We start from the raw sequence: 20,492 nt of genomic DNA on the forward strand, positions 1-20,492 counted from the left end.
AAGCTGCAGGAGATCATCTCCGGATCGCCGATCGGCTTCGGCAGGGGGCAGCAGCCGATCAATCTGCTGCTGCTGGCCGGCGCGGTGGCGGCCGCGGTGGTGATCGGACTGCACGCACATCCCGGCAATCCCGGCGGGACAGCCGGAGCATCACTGTGGTGGATGATCGGGTTGCTCGCCGCAGCGGGCGTGCTGGGCTTGATGGTGGTGCTGCCCATCGGCGGCGCCGACATGCCCGTGGTCATCTCGTTGCTGAACGCGATGACCGGGCTCTCGGCCGCTGCCGCGGGCCTGGCCCTGAACAACACCGCGATGATCGTGGCGGGCATGATCGTCGGCGCGTCGGGTTCGATCCTGACCAACCTGATGGCCAAGGCGATGAACCGTTCCATCCCGGCGATCGTCGCGGGCGGCTTCGGCGGTGGGGGGGTCGCCCCGAGCGGCGGCGACGGCGGCGACAAGACCGTCAAGGCCACCTCAGCCGCCGACGCCGCGATCCAGATGGCCTACGCCAACCAGGTGATCGTGGTGCCTGGCTACGGCCTGGCCGTCGCGCAGGCCCAGCACGCCGTCAAGGACATGGCGGCCCTGCTCGAAGACAAGGGCGTGGAGGTCAAGTACGCGATTCACCCGGTGGCGGGCCGGATGCCCGGGCACATGAACGTCTTACTGGCCGAGGCCGAGGTCGACTACGACGCCATGAAGGACATGGACGACATCAACGACGAATTCGCCCGCACCGACGTCGCGATCGTCATCGGCGCCAACGACGTCACCAACCCGGCGGCCCGCAACGACGCGTCCAGTCCGATCTACGGCATGCCGATCCTCAACGTGGATAAGGCCAAGTCGGTGATTGTGCTCAAGCGATCGATGAACTCCGGTTTCGCCGGCATCGACAACCCGCTGTTCTACGGCGAGGGCACCAGCATGCTGTTCGGCGACGCGAAGAAATCGGTGACCCAGGTCGCCGAGGAGCTCAAGGCGCTGTAAGGGCGAAAGGCGCCTTGCGCTGGGAGCTTAGACGGGCGGGTACGCCTGCGGCGGGTATCCGTTGCCATCGACAACCCCGCGTAGACCCCACGGAACGTACCGAAGGAAAAACTCGATCTCGTCGCTTGCGTCGTAATCCGGACTCGGATCCATCGGCCCCACCTCTCGACTCATCGCGTTCGATGAGGAGTCTAGTCGCATACGCCTGCACGTGGCACCCGGCGTTTTGCATAAACTGTCCAACCAGTTGATTGATAGCTATTCTGGGCCGGACCGGCCCTGGCCAGGCCATACCGACGATAGTGAGAACAGATGCCCACCGACAGCATCACCCCGAATGGGCTAACCCGGCGCGAAGAGCTGCTGGCGGTAGCCACCAAGCTGTTTGCGGCGCGCGGCTATCACGGCACCCGGATGGACGACGTGGCCGACGTGATCGGCCTGAACAAGGCGACCGTCTATCACTACTACGCCAGCAAGTCGCTGATCCTGTTCGACATCTACCGTCAGGCCGCGGAGGGCACTCTGGCCGCCGTGCACGACGACCCGTCCTGGACGGCGCGCGAGGCCCTCTACCAATACACGGTCCGCCTGCTCACCGGCATCGCCAGCGATCCGGAACGGGCAGCGGTGTACTTCCAGGAGCAGCCGTACATCACCGAGTGGTTCACCAGCGAGCAGGTCGCCGAGGTCCGCGAAAAGGAAGCTCAGGTCTACCATCACGTGCATGGCCTGATCGACCGCGGGATCGCCAACGGCGAGTTCTACCCGTGCGACTCGCACGTGCTGGCGCTGGGCTACATCGGCATGACGCTGGGCAGCTACCGCTGGCTGCGGCCGAGCGGCCGGCGCTCGGCCAAGGAGATCGCCGCCGAGTTCAGCACCGCGCTGCTACGCGGGCTGATCCGCGACGAAGCCATCCGCACGACGTCCCCGCTGGGACCTTAAGCGCGCAGGTGCTTGTCGAGGAACGCCAGCTGGTCGGCGACCACCCGGTCGAAGGCGTCGTCGACGTAGATCGCGAAGTGGCCCTCGGGATACAGCCTGATCTCGCCGCGCGGCGCTTTGGCGGCGTGACGCAACGTCGCCGCCGCGGGAGCCACTGAATCGGCCTCGCACACACAGAACAGGATCGGGCAGGTGATCTTGGATGTGGAGCGACCCGGGCGATAGCTGAAGACCTGCAACGCGATTCGGGCGGCGACCTCGTTGCGTAATTCGACGCCGTCGGGTACCAGCCGCAGGTAGCCCGCATACGCATCGGGGGTGTTCATCAATGCGACCTCGCCGGGCTTGCCGGCCGTCGCGACCATCACCGGCGGCCTGCCCAGCCGGCTTGCGAGCACGTCGCGCACCGCCCGCGCGGTGATGCGCGCGGTGATCAACGGGTTGGTGATGGTGCGCGCTGACGCGAGGCCGTCGGTGAAGGGGCATTGGGCGACGGCCGCGGCGATGCCCGGCAGCCGAGCCGCGGTGGCGATCACGTGGCCGCCCGCAAAAGAGGTGCCCCACAATCCGATTCGATCGCGGTCGATTCCCTGGATGGTGCGGGCGTAGGCGACGGCCGCTGCCCAGTCGGCGAGCTGCATGTCGACGTCGAGGACCTGACGCGGACTGCCCTCGCTGTCACCGAAGTTGCGGTAGTCGAACACCAGGCACGCGTAGCCGGCTGCGCTGAACCGCTCCGCGTACGCGTCCAGCCGCATGCTGCGCACCGCCCCCAGGCCGTGTGCCATCACCAGCAGCGGTGCGGGCCCGGCGCCCGGCGGCCGGTAGAGCCAGGCGTTGATCAGGTCGTCACCGGACGGGAACCAAAGGTCTTCGCGCTGTGTCATCAGCGATGATTCTGCCCCCGCTGGCCGCGGCCAGCCGCGCAGGTATGCTCCCCAAAATTTATGGACTACTGTCTAGAAACGTTGTCCAGCGTTCGAGGGACGGAGACTCAAATGGCGATCCGCGTCGCGCACGTCGGTACCGGAAATGTCGGAGGGCTGGCCCTCGCCGAACTGATCACCAACCCGCAGTTCGAACTGACCGGGGTGTGCGTCTCTACGCCCGACAAGGTGGGTAAGGACGCCGGTGAGTTGTGCGGCGTCGGCCTGGACACCGGCGTCGTCACGGGCGTCACGGCCGTCGATGACCTGGACGCGATTATCGCCGCCGAGCCCGACTGCGTCGTCTACTGCGCGATGGGCGACACCCGGCTGCCCGAGGCGATGGCCGACGTGATGCGTATCCTGGCCGCCGGCATCAACGTCGTTGGGTCGTCGCCCGGGCTGCTGCAATACCCGTGGGGTGTCATGCCCGACAAGTACATCGCCCGCGTGGAAGACGCTGCCAAGCAAGGCAATTCGAGCATCTTCATCAGCGGCGTCGACCCGGGGTTCGCCAACGACCTGATCCCGTTCGCGCTGGCCGGGACGTGTCAGCGCATCGAGCAGGTGCGCTGCATGGAGATTCACGACTACGCCAGTTACGACGGGACCGAGGTCATGGACTACATGGGATTCGCCCGGCCGATGGACGAAATCCCGATGCTGTTGCAGCCGGGAATCCTCAGCATCGCCTGGGGCACCGCGATCCGTCAGTTGGCGGCCGGCCTTGGCATCGAGGTCGACGAGATCACCGAGTCCTACCAGCGCGAGCCCGCACCCGAGGATTTCGACATCGCGGTCGGTCACGTGGCCAAGGGCACGGTGGCCGTGCTGCAGTTCGAGATTCGCGGCATGGTCAAGGGCCACCCCGCCATCGTCATCGAGCACGTCACCCGGTTGCGCCCGGACCTGCGCCCCGACCTGCCCCAGCCCGCCGCGGGCGACGGCTCCTACCGCGTCGAGATCACCGGCGAGCCGTCGTACGCGGTCGACATCATCCCGAGCAGCCGCAACGGCGACCACAACCACGCGGCGATCGCGGGCGCCGCGGGCCGCGTCGTCAACGCCATCCCCGCGGTGATCGCGGCTCCGCCGGGCATCCGGACCACACTCGATTTGCCGTTGGTAACGGGCAAAGGCCTTTACGCACCAAGCACTTTGGTGACCACCTAAAACGAAAGGAGACCCGCGTGGGTCGGGTAGACGGCAAGGTAGCGCTCATCAGTGGTGGCGCTGGCGGTATGGGAGCCGAAGATGCGCGCCTGCTGGTCGAGGAAGGCGCCAAGGTCGTAATCGGCGACATACTGGACGACCAGGGCAAGGCGCTGGCCGACGAGATCGGCGATTCCGCGCGCTACGTGCACCTCGACGTCACCCAGCCCGACCAGTGGGACGCCGCGGTCGCCACCGCGATCGGCGAATTCGGCAAGCTCAACGTGCTGGTCAACAACGCCGGCACTGTCGCGCTCGGTGCCCTGAAGAGTTTCGATCTGGCCAAGTGGCAGAAGGTGATTGACGTCAACCTGACCGGGACGTTCCTGGGCATGCGGGTTGCGGTCGAGCCGATGATCGCGGCCGGCGGCGGCTCGATCATCAACGTGTCCTCCATCGAGGGCCTGCGCGGCGCCCCCATGGTGCACCCCTACGTCGCGTCCAAGTGGGGCGTGCGCGGCCTGGCGAAGTCGGCGGCACTGGAGCTGGCGCCGCACAACATCCGGGTGAACTCCGTGCACCCGGGGTTCATCCGCACCCCGATGACCGCCCACCTGCCCGAGGACATGGTGACCATTCCGCTCGGGCGTCCTGGCGAGGTCCGGGAAGTCGCGACCTTCGTGCTTTTCCTGGCCAGCGACGAGTCGTCCTACTCCACCGGCAGCGAGTACGTGATGGACGGCGGACTGGTCACCGACGTGAATCACAAGGAGTTCTAGGGCGGTGCTATAACCGCGAGCATGCTGCGCAGCCTGGCGAGCCTGGTCGGATCGAACCACGTCGTCACCGACCCCGACGTGCTGGCAGCGCGCAGCATCGACCACACCGGCCGCTACCGCGGCAAGGCGAGCGCGCTGGTGCGACCGGGCACGCCCGAGCAGGTCGCCGAGGTGCTGCGGGTGTGCCGGGACGCCGGGGCGCACGTGACGGTGCAGGGCGGCCGGACCTCGCTGGTGGCCGGCACCGTTCCCGAGCACGACGACGTGTTGTTGTCCACCGAACGGCTGCACGCTGTGGCTGACATCGACACCGTCGAACGCCGCATCGAGGCCGGCGCCGGAGCCACCCTGGCCACGGTGCAACGGACCGCCACCGCGGCCGGTTTGGTGTTCGGCGTGGATCTGGCCGCCCGCGACACCGCGACCGTCGGCGGCATGGCGTCGACGAACGCAGGCGGCCTGCGCACGGTCCGGTACGGCGACATGGGCGAGCAGGTGATCGGCGTGCAGGTGGCGCTGCCCGACGGCACGCTGCTGCGCCGGCACAGCCGGGTGCGCCGGGACAACACCGGCTATGACCTGCCGGCGCTGTTCGTGGGCGCCGAGGGCACGCTGGGCGTCATCACCGAGCTGGACCTGCGGCTGCACGCCACCCCGTCGCACCGGGTGACGGCTATTTGCGGGTTCGCCGATCTCGACGCGCTGGTGGAGGCGGGCCGGGTGTTCCGCGATGTGGACGGCATTGCGGCGCTGGAACTGATCGACGGCCGCGCCGCCGCGCTGACCCAGGAGCACCGTGGTGTTGGCGCCCCGGTCACCGGCGACTGGTTGCTGTTGGTCGAACTGGCCGCCGATCACGACCAGACCGAGCGGCTGGCCGAGCTGCTCGACGACGTGCCGATGTGCGCCGATCCCGCGGTCGGCGTGGATCTTGCCGCGCAGCAACGGTTATGGCAGGTTCGCGAATCACTGGCCGAGGTGCTCGGCGTGTACGGGCCACCGCTCAAATTCGATGTCTCGTTACCGCTGTCGGCAATCGACGAATTCGAAAGGCACGCAGTCGATTTAGTACACACACACGCCCCGGACGCGCTACCGGTGCTGTTCGGCCACATCGGCGAGGGCAACCTGCACCTCAATGTGTTGCGTTGCCCGGCCGACCGGGAACGGGCGCTGTATGAGCCGATGATGGACCTCATCGCACGCTCCGGCGGCAACGTCAGCTCCGAACACGGCGTCGGCAGCCGCAAACGGCCCTACCTCACCATGTCACGCGAGCCCGCCGACATCGCCGCGATGCGCATGCTCAAAGCCGCGCTGGACCCGACCGGATTCCTCAATGCCGCAGTGCTTTTCGATTAGGCGAGCATGAAACCGGAAAGGCACAAGCTTCCTGCCCCTTGACGCTCTTGGGCTGCTGGCTCGACGGAACGACACCTTTGTACCGGCAAATTTCGGCCGCATGCGTCCGAGGTCCAGAGTGGTCAGTATTCAGTTGCCGTCGACAAATGGGACGGCACTGGCGGTATCGGGCGCGCCGAATCGCGCTCTGACTGGTAACCAGGACCCTTGGCCCGGCGCCGGAAAGCGGCATTCGCTGGACAGCGGGCGGACCTTAGGCCTGTACTTAAGTCACATTTTCACCGGGTTGCCGGGAGTTCCGGAGGCAGGCATGACAACGGCGGGCGGCCAGGCGGGTCAGGGCATGACACTGGAAGAGCAAGCGCAGGACGGGCTGGGCGCGGATCTCGTTCTCGAGGGCGGGGGAGTCAAGGGAATCGGCCTGGTCGGGGCCGTCCTGACCCTGCATGAAGCGGGCTATGCCTTTCCCCGGATCGGCGGCACGTCGGCCGGTGCCATTGTGGCCGCCCTCATCGCCGCATATCAGGTCAGGAACGTCCCGCTTACCCAGCTACAGAAGGATATGGAGGAGCTGGACTACACCAAGTTCATGCAGAAGACCTGGGCCGAGAAGCACCTGGGCCTGATCGGGAAAGTCGATGCGTTGGTGAGCCACCAGGGCCTGTACGCCAGTTCCTATCTCCAAGAGTGGCTGACCTCGAAGCTGGAGCCGCTGGATATCCACACTTTCGCCGACCTCAAGATCACCGGGGACGACGGCACCGCCCTGGCCGAGGACCAGCGCTACCGGCTGGTCACCCACACCTCGGACCTGACCCGCGGCGCACTGGTCCGGCTGCCGTGGGACCTGCCCTACTACCTGCTGAGCAGCAAGGATCAGGGTGATTTGGCCCGGCGGATCGAGGTCATCGACAGCTACCCAATCGTGGACGCGGTCCGCGCGTCGATGTCGATCCCGTTCTTTTTCCAACCCTTCGAGCAGAAGACGGCCTTGGGCGCCTGCACCTGGGTCGACGGCGGGCTGCTGCAGAACTTCCCGGTGACCGTGTTCGACCGGACCGACGGCCGGCCTAACCGGTGGCCGACGTTCGGGATCAAGCTCTCGTCGCGGCCGGGGCTGAACACCCCGGACGTGCCGGTGCAGGGCGATCTCCGCGAGGTCGTCGCGATCGCGCACACGGCCATGGGCGAGTGGAACCGCTACCCGCTGGCCGATGAGGGCGTCGGCGCCCGGACGGTGTACGTGGACACGATGGGCATCGCCAGCACCGATTTCGGGCTGACGACCGACCAGCGTGACAAGCTGTTCGCCAACGGCGAGGCCGCGGCGGGCAAGTTCCTGGCCGCCTGGGCCGAGGCTCACCCCCCGGCCGCGACCGCCGCCGAGATCCCCGCCACGCCCGGCCAAAGTCACCGCGACCCGGGTCACGACCGCCGAACTAGCCGCCGACGCCGCGGGTGAGGTCCAGCCGTGACCGAGCCCTGCCATAAGGCGGTAATGCTGCAGTCCGGTAGGTTCGAATCCTGCCGGGGGAGTTCGGTTTCGATGGGCACGACGCATTTCTTGCCGCCTTTGCCTTTGACGTGGATGACGGCGGCCCCGTCGTCGGAGGTGCGGATATCGCCGACATCGGCTTGACGGAGTTCTCCAGGCGCAGGCCGGCGAGCAGTCCGGGGAGGATTAGCGCGAGATCCCTTTCGGCCCAATCGGTCCGGTGTTTGGAGTCTTGGTCTTGTGCGACGGTGTCGAGGAGTGCGTGCACTGCTGTGCGGGGGAGGGGCTTGGCGAGTTGCGGTTCGACTAGCTGGCTTTGATTCCCACCGCGTGCCGTAGTTGCGCCAGGAATTGCTCGGCGTCATCGCTGCGCACGATGTAGTGCGATATCGCGATCCGGATCACCGTCGCCGCTTTGACCGCCGCGTTGGGCCCAGGCAGGTGGCGCTGCAGACCTTCGCGCATCTGCGGGATGACCCAGGAGAACTGGGCGATGGTGTGCTCGGGCTCGACGTCGACCATGCGAACACCGGAGTACGAATGCTGGTATTCGACGATGAACCGCAGCACGGCGTCGAGCTTGTCCACGCCCTTCAGTCCCGCGGTGGCCTTCACCAAACCGCTTTCGAAGATCTGACGCTCGTAGCTCGAAAACGCCGACAGCAACTCCTCTTTGGACGCGAACCAGCGGTACAGCGTCGGACGGGAGACGCCCGCCTGGGTGGCGACGTCGGACAGGCTGAGCTTGGTCTTGCCGTTTCGGCCGAGCACCTCGGCGGTGGCCGCCAGAATGCGCTGACGGGTCGAGGTGTCGGTTTCGGCGATCGTCGTCGCCCGGGCCGGCTGGCTCATGATTCAAACTTTTCGAAGTATCGCCGAGGTGTCATGGTCATTCGCTCCCACGTTAGGCCCGAGGCGGGCGCCGGCGCACCAGCACCGACTGCTGGATGGCGCCGACCGCGCCCTGCTCGTCGAACAGCGTGCCGATCGTCGTCCCGATGCCGTCCGGCCCGTAGCTGGTCTCCGCCCGAATGCCGATCCAGTCGCCGTCCGGTACACGAAACACATGCACGGCCAGATCGGTGTTGAGGAACGTCCATTTGGTGATGTCGAGTTTGCTGCCGATGCCGTTGGCGCAGTCGGCCACCGCGAACAGCCGTTCCAGCTGCGTCATGGACTCGCCGTTGACCAGGTCGACGGTCGGGTTGATCCAGGATTCGCCGGGGCCCTCGCTGAGCGGCTCGGTCAGCCACAGCCACTCGAGGCTGTGCACGTAATTGCGGTCCCAGTCCCTCGCCTTGAGGTTGCGGTCGAAGGCCTCGGTCCGCGGGCGGGGCGGCGGCGCCGCAGCGTGCGCCAGGGACTGCGTGTCCTGATTCTGCAACCGCCATCCGGTGGCGCGCGCCACGGGCCGCGGCGTGCCGTCGGGCCCGGGGGCCAGCATCTCGGCACTGAGCAATTCGATCTGCTTGCCGGGGCGTTGCACCTGGGCCCGCACCGACAGATCACCCTCGGCCGGCACCCCACCCAGCAGGTCGATGACGACCCGGGACAGGCGCGTGTCGTCGCGCTGCTCGCATCGCTCCAGCGCCCGGACCAGCAGCGCCGACACCGGACCACCGTGCTGGATCGCCGCCGACCAGGTGCCGCGCGCCAGATCGGTCGCCCGGAACTTCTCACCCAGCGCGGCGGCGTCGTCGCCGGTCGGGTCGATCAGTTCGTAGTAGGCGTCGGTCATCGTCAACCTCTCGGGTCAGGGCAGGCCGGCGCCGGGAGTGCTCACCGTGACGGCATCCAGCCGGGAAAGCCGGGTACCGACCAGGCGCTGAGGATAAGCCTCCGTGCTCGACAAGAGAAATAGCGTGCGCCGCTGCGGACCACCGAGGGCGCAGGCGATGGCGACCCGGTCGCCCATGTCGATGCGGTCGGTGACAGCCCCGCCCGCCACGATCCGCTCGAACTGATGGGCCAGGGTCATCGACGCCCACACCCCACCCTCGGCGTCCAGCGCGATGCCGTCGGGCGGGCCGTCCAAGCCGTCGGCGAAAACCCCGCGGTCGGACAGGCCGCCGTCGGAGCCGATGGAAAACGCCGTCAGCCGTCGGCCCGTGGATTCGGCGACGATCAGCGTTCCGCGATTTGGTGTGATCGCCATGCCGTTGGGGAAGTCGAGGGCCTCGGCCACGATGGTCGCGCTGTCGTCGGGGTCGAGGCGAATGATGACGCCGCCGCGCGGGGCCTGGCAGCCGATGTAGGCGCGGCCCGCGTCGTCGATGACCATGTCGCCGAGGCTGGCCGGCGCCAGGTCGGCCAGATCGGCGATGGTGACGACGGTTTCGCCGTCATAGCGCAGCACCTGCCGGTCCTCGGTCGAGGCGATCAGCAGCGACCCGTCGGGCCGAAAGCCCAGACCCGACGGGCAGTGCCCGGGAAGGGGCAGCGTGGTCAGCGATCCGCCCATGGTCGCGGTGTGGACGGCTTCGCCCAGCATGTCGGAGAACCACAACAGGCCTTCGAACCAACGCGGGCCTTCGCCGAAGCAGAATCCGTTGGCCAGCGGCTCGGGATTCATCCGCCTCGGCCTTTGGCAAATCGGCCTGCTTTACAAAACACCGAAAAAGTGTCATGCACCGCGGGTACCGGTGTCAATCTGACGATCGGGCGGCTGGCCAACCGTCTTGTTAGCCAAGCTTTACAAATCCTACTCAAAGTGTCACGCTGAGCGCTGAGCTGCGAGCGCGAGAGGTGGAGTGGGTTGACGAAGGCGTCCGAGGAATCCGAGCAGACCGAATGGACCGTGCAGGGCCTGCTGGATCTGTTCGACGTGCAGGCCGACGGGCAAGACCGATTCACCGGTCAGACCGGCATCGCGGTGGGCGACGAACGCCAAGTGGTGGAGGGCACCCAGGTGCTCGCGCAGGCGATTGTCGCGGTAGCGAAGCGATTTCCGGACAAGTCGGTGCGCTCGGTCCACGGGGTCTTCTCGCGGGCTGTGGTAGTCGGTCCGCCGATCGAATTGGTTCTCGACGTCGTGGCCGAGGGCCGCTCCACCGCCACCGCCGTCGTCGCCGTGCATCAGAACGGCCGGCGCTGCCTGAGCATCACGGTGCTGGCCGACGTCCCGACCGGCGACGTCATCCGCCACCACCTGCCGCGGCCGGATGTAGCCGCCCCGGCCGACGCGCACCCGTCGCCGATGCCGATGGTCGGTCGCGAGCTACGCCTCGTCGACGTCGTCGACGTCAACAGTCCCGACGAGGTCGGCCCGCCGGAGCTCTACGCCTGGCTGCGCTACGACCCGATCCCGACGCGCGACGATCTGGCCAAGGCGCTGCTCGCGTACTTCACCGGGCATCTGGGGATCTCGACCACCATGCGCGCGCATGAGGGCATCGGCACCAGCCAGGCGCACCTGACCGTGTCCACCGCACCGATGAGCATCTCGGTCGCCTTCCACGAACCGGTGAGCTGGAGCGGGTGGCTGCTCTACACGCACGAGAGCACCCAGGTGGGTGCGGGGATGTCGTACGTGCGCGGCGCCGTGCACTCCGAAGAGGGTGAGCTGCTGGCCTCGTTCGCCCAGGAGGCGCTGATCCGTCCGCTGCGCACCAGCGACGCCGCGATCGACTCGCGGGCGCGGTTCTAAGCCCTGGAGGCAGCGATGCGGTTCACCATCACCCACCCGATGCACAGCCATCCGTACAACCCGGAGCTGGTGAGCGGGGACGGTATCGGCAAGGTGGCCGCGGCCTCCGAGGCGGCCGGGATTCACGGTTTCGGCTTCACCGATCACCCGGCGCCCTCACAGCGATGGCTAGAGGCCGGCGGACACGATGCGTTAGATCCCTTTGTCGCATTGGGTTTCGCGGCCGCCACGACGTCCACGCTGCGGCTGATCCCCAACATCGTGGTGCTGCCATACCGAAACCCGTTCGTGGTGGCCAAGTCCGGCGCCACCCTGGACCTGCTCTCCGGTGGCCGATTCACGCTCGCGGTCGGCGTGGGTTACCTCAAGCGCGAGTTCGCGGCGCTGGGGGTCAGCTACGACGAGCGCGCCGCGCTGTTCGAGGAATCCCTACAGGTGATCCGGGCCATCTGGACCGGCGACGATATCTCGTTCGAGGGCAAGCACTTCAGCGCGCGCGGCATCACCGCGCATCCCCGGCCGGTCAGCGATCCACATCCACCGATCTGGATCGGGGGCAATACGTCGTCATCGCGGCAACGGGTGGCCCAGTACGGCGACGGGTGGTGCCCGTTCCCCGCGCCGCCGCAGCTGGCCCAGACGGCCGGTACGGCCGTCATCGACTCCGTGCAGAAGCTCGCCGACGGCATCGACGATCTGCGACGCAGATGCGATGCGGCGGGCCGGGATTGGTCGGCGATCGACATCACCTTCACCAACTTCGAGGGCGGCAGCCCCGCGAGTGATGACTTCAACGCCGATGCCTACCTCGAGGGCCTGGACAAGCTGGCGAAGCTGGGCGTGACGTGGGTCAGCATCCACCTACCCGGCGACAGCTTGTCGCACGCGCTCGAGACCCTCGACCGGTTCCGCACCCTGGTGATCGACGCGGCCTGAATGGACTTCTCCCGCGTAGCGCTCCCGCCCGAGGACCAGGAATTCTTCGACGAGTTCCGCGAGTTCGTCACCGAACATGTCACCGACGAGGTGCGGCGGCGCGATCGTGAGACCGGTGAAAACTTCAGTGAGCAACTGCATTTGGCCCTGGGTGAAGCGGGCTATCTGACGTCGGACTGGAACCTGGACTCCGAAGGCGGCTTCAATCCGGTGCGCCGCCGGATCTTCCACCTCGAGATCGGTCGTGCCCATGCCCCGTGGTTCCACTGGGGTACCACCGCGGTCGTCGCGCGGTTGGTGAAGCAATTCGGGGCGGCCGAACTCGCCGACGCGATACTGCCGGGCGTGCTGTCCGGGGAGATCCGGCTCTGCCTGGGCTATACCGAGCCCGAGGGCGGCTCCGACGTCGCCACCTGCAAGACCCGAGCCGTGCGGGAAGCGGATGGGTCAAGCTGGGTCATCAATGGCTCCAAGATGTTCACCTCGAACGCGCAGAACGCCCAGTACGTATTCCTGCTCACCAACACCGATCCGCAGGGACACAAACACAAGAACCTGACCATGTTTCTGGTGCCGCTGGATTCGGAGGGTATCGAGATCCAGGGCATCCGCACGCTGGACGGTGACCGTACCAACATCGTGTATTACAGCGACGTACGGGTCGATGATCTCTATCGGATCGGTGAGGTCAACGGCGGCTGGACGGTGATGCGGTTTGCCCTCGACGCGGAACATGGCATTACCAACCCCGAAGACCATGGCCTGCAGAACATTTCGATGTTGTCAGAACACGGGCACCTGATGGCCGAGGCGGCCGATGGGGTCGCGGCGGTCCTGGCCACGCCCGATGCCGCCGGCCGGCGCCCGATCGACGACGAAGCGACGAAATACCGGCTCGGGCGCAGCATGGCCCGCATCGAGGCGGCCATGTCGACTCCCGGAATGTACGGGCGGGTGGCGCTCATTCAGACCATGCGTGATGTCTCCCAGGAATTGATGGACCTGCTGGGGACGGCGTCGACATTGCCTACCGATACAACGGATTCCGCGGACGACGGCGCCATCGAGTTCATCTTTCGGCACGGCGTGCCCGCCGGCATCTACGGCGGCACGATGGAGGTGTTCCGCAACATGATTGCCCAGCACGAGCTGGGGCTCGGGCGCCCTAGTTACGGCCGCTGACCGGCAGCTCGGCCGTCACCTCGACGCGGGTGCCGTCGAAACTGAGGAATCCCTTGATGGGCAGGCTTTCCGGCGGCGGGGCGGGATAGCTCCAAGCGACGTCCTCGACCACCCGGTCACCCGAGACGAACGACCAATACGTCGCAAACCCTTTGTAATTGCAGTAACTTGACGTCTCGGAGCGCCGCAGCACATCGGTGCGCACGTGTGCCGGATCGACGTAGAGCCGCGGAGCGAGCGCGGTCTCGAAAACAATCACCGTGTCGTCGGTGTCCACCAGCGTGGTGCCGGCGACGCGGACGCGCAGGCGGCGGTGCGTCGGACGGCAGTCGACGCGGTGATAGGGATTGGGCGGGTAGTGCACGAGTTGGCGTCCCTCTTCCAGCCAGGTGTCGACCGCCTCCCAGGGGACCTGGACGAAACCCGGAGCCTCGGGTTCCGGCTCGCTGGGGAGGTCGCCCACCTCGTCGGCTGCGAAGGCGTAGCTCAGCGGACGGCCGCGCCGGTGCACCATGAGCGCCCGCTCGGTGTCGATCACCAGACGGCCGTCCTTGACGGCCTGCACGCGCCGGGGATGCGGTTCGACGTAAACGACGTCCTCGGGTATCGCGGGCGAGAAGCGCCCCGCGGGATCGCTGCTGAGCGGACCGCGCCCGGCCACCAGAGTCATGGTGCTCCTTCCGGTTGCCCGCCCCCGCTTACCCAATCATGTGCGTCGCCGGGAGGCTGCGGCGCGTTGGATCCGGATGTCTGCCGACCTCTTTCCCGGTGTGCCGGTGTCGGTGGTCACGCGCACCCCGACGGCCCGGCCGGTGTCGGCGTCGACGAACGACAGGGGGGCGGGACTGTCCTGCAGGTAGGTGTCTCCCCACTGCACGAGCGACATGAACACCGGCAGAAAGTCCTCCCCGGCCTCGGAAAGCCGGTACTCGTCGCGGGCGCGCTTCCCCGGCTCCTGATAGGGAACGCGGGCGACGATGCCCGCCGCCTCGAGCTGCTTGAGTGCGCGCGACACCGCCGGTGCCGACGTCGAGATACGGTCCACGAAATCCTCGAAACGTGTTGTTCCGAAGAATAATTCGCGGACCACCTGAAAGGCGGTCTTGGTGCTCAGCAGCTCGAGGACCTTCGACATCGAACATCCCTCGCCAATCGACCAGCGCTGGCGGTCCTGCAGCCGGTTCTCGAACTCCATCAAAGGCCCCTTTGGCTAACGCTTGCGTTATTCAGCATAGCGTGCTTACATCGTACTAACGACATCGTTACTCAGCAAGGAGTCGGAAAATGTCAGCGGATCAGCTGTTCCTCATCACCGGCGCAACCGGCAACACCGGTGCGCCCACCATCGAAATACTGCGCGACGCCGGGCACCGGGTGCGCGCGTTCGTGCACCGCAGCGACCGGCGCTCCGACGCGCTGGCCGAGATGGGCGCCGAGATCGTCGAGGGCGATCTGCTCGACTTCCGCGCCGTCAGCTCGGCGATGTCCGGCGTCAGCGCCGCCTACTTCTGCTATCCGATCGCCCCGGGCAGCCTGCTGCCGGCGACGGCCATCTTCGCCCAGGCCGCCAGCGAGGCGGGCGTGCGGGCAGTGGTCAACATGTCCCAGATCTCCGCCCGGCGAGAGGCGAAAAGCCATGCCGCACAGCAGCACTGGATTGCCGAGCGACTGCTGGACCGTTTCGCCTTCGGCACCACGCATCTGCGCCCGACGTTCTTCGCCGAGTGGCTCAAATGGCAATGGGCGCGCAACGGCGACGAGGGCGTGCTGCGGCTGCCCTTCGGCAATGGGCGCCACGCTCCCGTCGCGGGGCGCGACCAGGCCGGCGTCATCGCCGCCATCCTGCAAAACCCGGCGCCCCACAATCGCCAGGTCTATCCGCTGGTGGGCGCCCAAGAACTGGACCACTACGGCATCGCGGAGCAGATGTCGGACGCGCTTGGCATCGCCGTCCGCTACGAGCCGACCGGCATCCCCGACTTCGCCGCGGCGCTGACGGCGCAGGGCTGGCCGGACTTCTTCGTCCAGCACATCAGCAGCGTCGCCCAGGACTACCAAAACGGGATCTTCTCGGGCGAGAACGACCTTGTCGAGGCGATCAGTGGCCGCAAGCCCATGACCGTCGGCGACTATGTCGACGCCAACCGCGCCGCCTTCGACCACGACGGCAACTTCGCGGTGCGCGACCAGCGCGTGGCGAGCTGAAGCGGCACCGCGGAATCGGGGGATGCGTGCGCCCCGGGGCGCCGACAGGGTAGGAACTTACCCATGGTGGGACCGGTAGCAGGCGTCAAAGTCGTCGAACTCGGGGTCTGGGTGGCCGGACCGGCCGCCGGCGGCATTTTGGCGGACTGGGGCGCCGACGTGATCAAGATCGAGCCGCCGACCGGTGATCCGGCGCGCATGTTCGGCCGGATGCTGGGCTGCGATCTGGGCTTGAACCCGCCGTTCGAGATGGACAACCGGTCCAAGCGCAGCGTCGTACTGGACCTCGGGACCGAGGAGGGCCGCGACACCGCGTTCGAATTGCTCGCCGACGCAGACGTTTTCCTGACCAATCTGCGACCCGGCGCGCTACAACGCCTCGGCCTGGACTTCGAGCCGGTGTCGGCGGCCAACCCTCGCCTGGTCTACGGGCTCATCACCGGGTACGGCGAAAACGGGCCCGACGCCGACCGCGCCGCCTTCGACGTCGCCGCCTTCTGGTCCCGGGCTGGGGTGGCCCACCTACTCACCCGCCCCGGCGACACGCCCCCGTTTCAGCGCGGCGGCATGGGCGATCACTCGGCCGGGATGACGATGGCCGCGGCCGTGTGCGCGGCACTGCTCGCGCGCGACCGGACCGGGACGGGCCAGCTGGTGACCACCTCGCTCTACCGGCAGGGCGCCTACACCGTGAGCTTCGACCTCAACACCTATCTGATGAGCGGGCAGCCGATCGCGATCGGCCGGCGCGAAACGATGGGCAACCCCTGCATGAACAACTACGCCGCCGCCGACGGCCGGCGGTTCTGGATCGTCGGCTTGGAGCCCGAGCGGCATTGGCCGGCGCTGTGCCGTGCGGTGGGCCGGCCCGAGTGGCGCGACGACCCCCGGTTCGCCGGCGCCCGTGCTCGCGCCGTCAACTCGACCGTGCTGATCGCCGCGCTGGATGACATCTTTGCGACGCGCCCCCTCGACGAGTGGGCGGAGGTGTTCGCCGGCGAACCGGACTTCTTCTGGTCACCGATCAACACCCTCGAGGACGTCGTCGCCGACGAGCAGTTCCACGCCGCGGGCGGCATCGTCGACGTTCCCGACGGCGAAGCCGCCGTGCCGATGGTCGCCACACCGGCGGATTTTCATGGGACTCCGTGGGCACCGCGTTCTGCGGCACCGGAACTCGGGCAGCACACCGAGGAAGTGCTGACCGACCTCAAGGCGCGTCGCGGGCCCTGACGGGCCGACGCGAGCTTTACAAATTTCGCCAGAAGTGTCACGCTGTCCGGTGAGTCGTAACGCCCGGCGCGTGAAGCGGCTCCAGCCCTTGAGAAAGCCCATGACAAGCGTTTGACCCGCCAGCGAACTGGTGGTGAGGAATGGATCGATGGTCGCTCCAACGTTCGACATCAGCGAGAGCAGCGCCGCGAAAGCAACCCGCGCAAACGGCGAGGGTCTGCGTTACCGACTCGACGTCGTCGCGGCCAGCGCCGTGGATGTCGTGCAATCGGCCGGCGGCTGGCTCTACGACCGGGCCATGGCCGGTTGGGAAGTGACCGTGCTGCTGCCGCGGGGCTGCGACACCCGGTCGCTGCGAATCCTGGGGGTGCGGGCAGCCGACCTCGAGCCGGAGCTCGCCGAGCTGGGCGCGGGCTCGACGAGCCTGGCCGTCAGCGCGCAGGCTTTCACCGCCGACGCCCGGGTGCGTGACGCGGTGCTCGAGTCGCTGGACAACCGGCTGATCGAGGTCGCCTTATGGGGTGAAGGATGGCCCCTGAGCGTGAACCGTGCGACGACCCGCGCGCAGCATCTGCTCAGCGGTGCGGCCCGGATGTTCAAGGGCTATGCGCTTGCGGCGGCAGGCATTCCGGGCGCGACGGTCCATGCAACCGAGACGCTGCTGTGCGACGTGGGCTTGGGGGCCGACTCAGAGCTGGTCCGGCTCGACTAGCCCATGAAGAAATACTTCGGACACACGCTGCTCTACTTGCACGAGACGATATCGCTGGGATCCGGGCGAAGCGACCGTTTCACCGAGATCTTCGCCGACACCTATCAACCGATGATGCAGCAACTCGGCGCAAGGCTGTTCGCGATGTGGGAATCCACGCCGTACAACGGTCACTGGCCGCAGGTGACCGTCATCTGGGAGATCGACGGCTTCGCCGATTACGCCAGGATCGGTGCCGCGCAGTCCCGCGGCGGCAGCCACGAGGCCGCGTCCGGTAAATGGTCGGCGTTCCTGGCTGACATCGGCGCCTCGGGGGAGGGTCGCATCATGTACCCCGGGCCCAGCAACAAGACGCTCGCCCAGCTGCGCGAGGCCAATTTCGCCGCGCCGCTGGTGATTCAAGAGATCATGCAGACCAAACCGGGACGACAGGACGATTACATCCGCGAACTGGAGCGGCTCTACGTTCCGTGGTCGGAGCGTACCGGTAAGCACTGGCTCGGTTCGTTTACCACCACCTTCCGCTACAACGAAGTCATCCACTACTGGGCGCTGGACGGCGGCTGGGACTGCTTCGCCGAGCATTATCCGTCGTGGAAAGAAAGCCCACCGGCCGAGATCGTCACGTGGATGAGCGTGGCTCCCGCGTTGCGTGACGGCTGGGAGGATTCCATTCTGCAGGCCCTCCCGCCGTCGCCGCTGCAGTGACGAAACGACCAAATATCGTGAACACCAACGACTTCCGCTATGACCCGTTCGACGCGGCGGTGATGGCAAACCCGTTGCCGTACTACCGGGTCCTGCGCGATCACCATCCGATGTATTACATGCCGCAGTGGGACACGTTCGCGCTGTCGCGGTTCGAGGACATCTGGACGGTGCTGGAAGTCAACAACGGCACGTTCGTCGCCTCGGAAGGCACGCTGCCGCCGGCATCGGTTCTGGCGCACCACAACAGCGGGCCGGTCGCCGACCCGCCACTGCACCCGCTGCCGTTTCATGCCATGTTCGATGCCGACCTCTACGGCGAGATCCGGCGTACCCATTCCCGACCGTTCCGGCCGCGGTCGGTCGCCGACCTGGAGGCCCGGATCCGCTCGCTGGCCAATGAACGTCTCGATGCGCTGCTTCCGGGCGGTTCGTTCGACCTGACCCAGGACTACGGCGGCATCGTGGTGGCCGCCATCGTCTGCGAACTCCTGGGCATCCCCACCGATCTCGCGCCTCAGGTCCTTGCCACGGTCAACGCCGGCAGCCTCGCCCAGCCCGGCGCCGGCGTGGACACCGGGCAGGCGCGGCCCAACTATTTCGAATATCTGCTGCCGGCGGTCGCGCGCCGCCGGGCCGATTCGTCCGATGGACCACTCGACGTGGTCGATGGTCTGCTGGGCTATCACCTGCCCGACGGCACCGCGCTCGACGACATGGAAGTCGCGACCCAGATGTTGTGCATCTTCATCGGGGGAACCGAGACGGTGCCCAAAATCGTCGCCCACGGCCTGTGGGAGCTCAGCCGGCGCCCCGAGCAGCTGGCCGCCGTGCGCGCCGACCTGGAGAACAACGTGCTCGTCGCACGCGACGAGATCATCCGATTCTGCGCGCCGGCGCAATGGTTCGCGCGAACGGTGCGCAAGCCCTTCGAGATTCACGGCGAAACCCTGAATCCGGGACAGCGCGTGATAACCCTGCTCGCATCGGCCAACCGCGACGAGCGGGAATACCCCGAGCCCGACGAATTCGTTTGGGAGCGGCCCATCCGCCGCTCGCTGGCGTTCGGCCGGGGCCAGCACTTCTGCATCGGATACCATCTGGCGCGGCTGGAAGTGGCTGTGCTGCTGGACGAATGGCTTCGCCGCGTGCCCGACTACGCGATCCAGGCCGAAGCCGCCACCCGGCTGCCGTCCAGCTTCCAATGGGGCTGGAACAACATTCCGGTGGAGGTCTGACGTGTGGTCCTACCGGATCAGCGCTCCGTATCTATTCGAGCGCACCACGATCGATGACAAGACGCCCGAGTGCCTTGCCGACGGGCAGGTGCTGCTGCGTTTTTCGGCCGCGGGTGTGTGTGGCAGCGATCTGCCGGCCTTTCGCGGCGCCAAGGGACGGCTCCCGGGTGACGACGGCCAAAGCGGTCCCGAGAAAGACGGCTTCCCCATCCACGAGGTCGCCGGCGAGGTGATCGCCAGCCGGCATCCCGCCCACCGTCCCGGAGATCACCTGGTCGGCTGGGCGTCCGGGTTCGACGGCATGATGGAACGCATTGCCAGCGACGGTGACGGACTGGCGCCCTACGATCCGGCGCTGACACCCGCCCAGGCGGTCGGGCTGCAACCGCTGGCCTGCGTCCTCTACGCCTGCGAGCAGCTCGGCGACCTGGCCGGCCGGCACGTCGCGATCATCGGCCAGGGGTCCATCGGCCTGTTGTTCTCCTACGTCGCCAAGGCGGCGGGCGCGCGACGCGTCACCGGGGTCGACCCGATCGATCGCCGCGACCTGGCAAGGGCTTTCGGGGTCGACGACCCGGTGCGCGCCACCAGCGACCGCTGGGTGAGTCAACTCGGGCCCGCGGACCGCGCGGACGTCGTCATCGAGGCCGTCGGCCACCAGGTCGCCACCCTGAACCACGCCATCGACGCCGCCGCCCCCGGCGGCACCGTGTTCTATTTCGGTGTCGCCGACGACGAAATGTATCCGATCAGCATGCGGGTGATGCTGCGCAACAACCTGACTCTAAAATCCGGTGTGACGCTGGATCGGCGGCGGATGCTGGAACTTGCCGGCAAGTTCGCCGCCGAGCACCCCTGGCTGCTGGGCGCCTACCTCACCCACACCTTCGGCATCGACGAGGTGCAGGACGCCTTCGACTTGGCCTGCCGTCCCGTCGCCGAACGCATCAAGATCGCCATCGCCGGATGAGTCGACC

General features: G+C 67.2%; 22 protein-coding genes. 15 read left to right on the plus strand and 7 right to left on the minus strand.

What is annotated here, in order from left to right; genetic code table 11:
* On the plus strand, positions 1–993 hold a 993-nt coding region (locus VFW69_RS00870; protein ID WP_526497191.1), incomplete at its 5' end, for an NAD(P)(+) transhydrogenase (Re/Si-specific) subunit beta.
* Between the two features lie 27 nt (positions 994–1,020).
* Here the strand turns inward: VFW69_RS00870 and VFW69_RS00875 are convergent.
* Positions 1,021–1,146, minus strand: a complete 126-nt coding sequence (locus tag VFW69_RS00875; protein WP_156656137.1) for a hypothetical protein — start codon at positions 1,144–1,146, stop codon at positions 1,021–1,023.
* A gap of 159 nt (positions 1,147–1,305) precedes the next feature.
* Here VFW69_RS00875 and VFW69_RS00880 point away from each other — a divergent pair, with 159 nt between their 5' ends.
* A complete protein-coding gene (locus VFW69_RS00880; protein WP_064950964.1) occupies positions 1,306–1,941 on the plus strand; it encodes a TetR/AcrR family transcriptional regulator in 636 nt (211 codons plus the stop codon).
* On the opposite strand, the gene VFW69_RS00885 is transcribed toward VFW69_RS00880, so the two are convergent.
* Positions 1,938–2,828, minus strand: a complete 891-nt coding sequence (locus VFW69_RS00885) for an alpha/beta hydrolase (protein WP_526497194.1) — start codon at positions 2,826–2,828, stop codon at positions 1,938–1,940. The genes VFW69_RS00880 and VFW69_RS00885 overlap by 4 nt on opposite strands.
* Before the next feature lie 111 nt (positions 2,829–2,939).
* Here VFW69_RS00885 and VFW69_RS00890 point away from each other — a divergent pair, with 111 nt between their 5' ends.
* The 4 genes from VFW69_RS00890 to VFW69_RS00905 all read left to right on the plus strand — a co-directional run bounded on the left by VFW69_RS00890 (position 2,940) and on the right by VFW69_RS00905 (position 7,622).
* The gene (locus VFW69_RS00890; RefSeq protein WP_526497196.1) at positions 2,940–4,040 is read left to right on the plus strand and encodes an NAD(P)H-dependent amine dehydrogenase family protein; all 1,101 of its coding nucleotides are present in this window, start codon (positions 2,940–2,942) and stop codon (positions 4,038–4,040) included.
* A gap of 17 nt (positions 4,041–4,057) precedes the next feature.
* Positions 4,058–4,798, plus strand: a complete 741-nt coding sequence (locus VFW69_RS00895; protein ID WP_526497197.1) for a glucose 1-dehydrogenase — start codon at positions 4,058–4,060, stop codon at positions 4,796–4,798.
* A 21-nt stretch (positions 4,799–4,819) separates the two neighbouring features.
* On the plus strand, positions 4,820–6,160 hold the full coding sequence (locus tag VFW69_RS00900; protein ID WP_526497199.1) for an FAD-binding oxidoreductase: 1,341 nt from the start codon (positions 4,820–4,822) through the stop codon (positions 6,158–6,160).
* A 310-nt stretch (positions 6,161–6,470) separates the two neighbouring features.
* Positions 6,471–7,622 carry a patatin-like phospholipase family protein gene (locus VFW69_RS00905; protein WP_526497201.1) on the plus strand — a complete coding sequence of 384 codons (1,152 nt, stop codon included), beginning with the start codon at positions 6,471–6,473 and terminating at the stop codon, positions 7,620–7,622.
* A gap of 339 nt (positions 7,623–7,961) precedes the next feature.
* Here the strand turns inward: VFW69_RS00905 and VFW69_RS00910 are convergent, their stop codons facing one another.
* From VFW69_RS00910 to VFW69_RS00920, 3 genes are read right to left on the minus strand one after another with little or no spacing between them, the layout of a single operon-like run.
* The gene (locus VFW69_RS00910) at positions 7,962–8,507 is read right to left on the minus strand and encodes a TetR/AcrR family transcriptional regulator (RefSeq protein WP_065029363.1); all 546 of its coding nucleotides are present in this window, start codon (positions 8,505–8,507) and stop codon (positions 7,962–7,964) included.
* Positions 8,508–8,559: 52 nt separating this feature from the next.
* The gene (locus VFW69_RS00915; RefSeq protein ID WP_526497203.1) at positions 8,560–9,393 is read right to left on the minus strand and encodes an acyl-CoA thioesterase domain-containing protein; all 834 of its coding nucleotides are present in this window, start codon (positions 9,391–9,393) and stop codon (positions 8,560–8,562) included.
* 15 nt (positions 9,394–9,408) lie between these two features.
* Positions 9,409–10,227, minus strand: coding sequence for an SMP-30/gluconolactonase/LRE family protein (locus VFW69_RS00920; protein ID WP_526497205.1), 819 nt, complete (start codon positions 10,225–10,227; stop codon positions 9,409–9,411).
* Between the two features lie 183 nt (positions 10,228–10,410).
* On the opposite strand from VFW69_RS00920, the gene VFW69_RS00925 reads away from it, so the two are divergent.
* From VFW69_RS00925 to VFW69_RS00935, 3 genes are read left to right on the plus strand one after another with little or no spacing between them, the layout of a single operon-like run.
* The gene (locus VFW69_RS00925; RefSeq protein WP_526497207.1) at positions 10,411–11,301 is read left to right on the plus strand and encodes an acyl-CoA thioesterase; all 891 of its coding nucleotides are present in this window, start codon (positions 10,411–10,413) and stop codon (positions 11,299–11,301) included.
* Positions 11,302–11,316: 15 nt separating this feature from the next.
* Positions 11,317–12,237, plus strand: coding sequence for an LLM class F420-dependent oxidoreductase (locus VFW69_RS00930; RefSeq protein WP_526497209.1), 921 nt, complete (start codon positions 11,317–11,319; stop codon positions 12,235–12,237).
* The gene (locus tag VFW69_RS00935) at positions 12,238–13,419 is read left to right on the plus strand and encodes an acyl-CoA dehydrogenase family protein (protein WP_526497211.1); all 1,182 of its coding nucleotides are present in this window, start codon (positions 12,238–12,240) and stop codon (positions 13,417–13,419) included. It begins immediately after the preceding gene.
* Here the strand turns inward: VFW69_RS00935 and VFW69_RS00940 are convergent.
* Both VFW69_RS00940 and VFW69_RS00945 read right to left on the minus strand, forming a co-directional pair.
* Positions 13,403–14,089 (minus strand): DUF427 domain-containing protein, encoded by a 687-nt coding sequence (locus tag VFW69_RS00940; protein WP_526497213.1) that lies wholly within the window; start codon positions 14,087–14,089, stop codon positions 13,403–13,405. The genes VFW69_RS00935 and VFW69_RS00940 overlap by 17 nt on opposite strands.
* Positions 14,090–14,125: 36 nt before the next feature.
* Positions 14,126–14,614 (minus strand): winged helix-turn-helix transcriptional regulator, encoded by a 489-nt coding sequence (locus VFW69_RS00945; protein WP_526497215.1) that lies wholly within the window; start codon positions 14,612–14,614, stop codon positions 14,126–14,128.
* An 89-nt stretch (positions 14,615–14,703) separates the two neighbouring features.
* On the opposite strand from VFW69_RS00945, the gene VFW69_RS00950 reads away from it, so the two are divergent.
* The 6 genes from VFW69_RS00950 to VFW69_RS00975 all read left to right on the plus strand — a co-directional run bounded on the left by VFW69_RS00950 (position 14,704) and on the right by VFW69_RS00975 (position 20,485).
* Positions 14,704–15,624 (plus strand): NmrA family NAD(P)-binding protein, encoded by a 921-nt coding sequence (locus tag VFW69_RS00950; RefSeq protein WP_526497217.1) that lies wholly within the window; start codon positions 14,704–14,706, stop codon positions 15,622–15,624.
* A 63-nt stretch (positions 15,625–15,687) separates the two neighbouring features.
* The gene (locus VFW69_RS00955; protein WP_526497219.1) at positions 15,688–16,857 is read left to right on the plus strand and encodes a CaiB/BaiF CoA transferase family protein; all 1,170 of its coding nucleotides are present in this window, start codon (positions 15,688–15,690) and stop codon (positions 16,855–16,857) included.
* A 148-nt stretch (positions 16,858–17,005) separates the two neighbouring features.
* On the plus strand, positions 17,006–17,569 hold the full coding sequence (locus tag VFW69_RS00960) for a hypothetical protein (protein ID WP_526497221.1): 564 nt from the start codon (positions 17,006–17,008) through the stop codon (positions 17,567–17,569).
* A 3-nt stretch (positions 17,570–17,572) separates the two neighbouring features.
* Entirely contained in the window at positions 17,573–18,277 is a 705-nt protein-coding gene (locus VFW69_RS00965) for an NIPSNAP family protein (RefSeq protein ID WP_526497223.1), read from the plus strand.
* 62 nt (positions 18,278–18,339) lie between these two features.
* Positions 18,340–19,515: a cytochrome P450 gene (locus VFW69_RS00970; protein WP_526497253.1), complete on the plus strand. Its 1,176-nt coding sequence runs from the start codon at positions 18,340–18,342 to the stop codon at positions 19,513–19,515.
* A gap of 1 nt (position 19,516) precedes the next feature.
* The gene (locus VFW69_RS00975) at positions 19,517–20,485 is read left to right on the plus strand and encodes a zinc-binding dehydrogenase (protein WP_526497225.1); all 969 of its coding nucleotides are present in this window, start codon (positions 19,517–19,519) and stop codon (positions 20,483–20,485) included.
* Positions 20,486–20,492: the final 7 nt, after the last annotated feature.

Origin of the sequence: Mycobacterium sp., from assembly GCF_036273375.1 — a bacterium.
In the GTDB taxonomy this organism is placed as follows: Bacteria; Actinomycetota; Actinomycetes; order Mycobacteriales; family Mycobacteriaceae; genus Mycobacterium.